The organism is Brachyspira pilosicoli (assembly GCF_019402445.1).
In the GTDB taxonomy this organism is placed as follows: Bacteria; Spirochaetota; Brachyspiria; order Brachyspirales; family Brachyspiraceae; genus Brachyspira; species Brachyspira pilosicoli_B.
The window spans coordinates 1-1,036 of sequence record NZ_SRZM01000301.1; the positions used below are offsets into that span (position 1 = coordinate 1).

The following is a 1,036-nucleotide window of genomic DNA, read 5'->3' on the forward strand; positions in this document are numbered from 1 at the left end:
AGGACCAGGTCCATCAAAACGACCAATATGATGATATGGTACTCCTCTGCAAGAGAGTAAAAATAATGATATTATAGATATATATATTGCTTTTAACATAAATAATCCTAATGAGTTTTATTATGTAATATTAGACGAATTATTTATAAGGAAAGTTCCCTATATTTTTTACGATAATATTAAAAAATAATAATAATTTGGGCTGTGTTGTTTTAATATGGTGTTTAGTAGATTAAAAAATAAATATATAAAAAAAATAAAATTAATAGCCTATGAGTTTAATTATATTAGTAAGAATTATAATAATATATTTATAAAAATAATTAATTATATTTTACTAGCTATTTACTCTTTTTATCAATTTATTTTAGAGTTTGTTATTATTTTTGTTTTTATAGCATTAATATCATATTTTAGTGTATCTAGCTATTCAAAGAAATATATATACGATTCTATAGAAGAGATTCCATATAATGATGTTGCTTTGGTGTTAGGGACGAGTAAATATTTGTCTGACGGTAGAATAAATATGTATTTTAAGTTTAGAATGGATGCAGCTTATGAGCTTTATACCAACGGCAAAGTAAAGTATATACTTGTAAGCGGCGATAATAGGCATAAATCTTACAATGAACCTAGACAGATGCGTTTAGATTTAATAAAGCTTGGAGTTGATAAAAGACATATATTTTTAGATTTTGCAGGTTTTAGAACTAGGGATTCTATATTAAGAGCAAATAGGGTTTTTGATTTAACTAATTTTACTATAGTATCTCAGCCATTTCACAATGAGAGAGCAGTGTTTATTGCTAGAGAAAAAAATATTAATGCCATAGCCTATAGTGCTGATAATGTAAGAAAGTTATATAGAATAAGGCAATTTCCAAGAGAGGTTGGTGCAAGATTACTAATGTTTGCCGATATTATTTTTAATAGACCTCCAAAGTTTTATGGTGACCACATAAAAATAGAAGAGAGAGAAATTATAAAAACCAAAAGCAATAAATTAAATAAAAAATCATATCAGGAAAAAAAA

1 protein-coding gene is annotated in these 1,036 nt (G+C 25.4%); it reads left to right on the plus strand.

Going from position 1 to position 1,036, the window contains the following annotated elements; translation table 11 throughout:
• Positions 1 to 217: 217 nt before the first annotated feature.
• Positions 218 to 1,036 (plus strand): SanA/YdcF family protein (locus E6A48_RS09455; protein WP_219709969.1); only part of this gene is annotated, 819 nt, incomplete at its 3' end.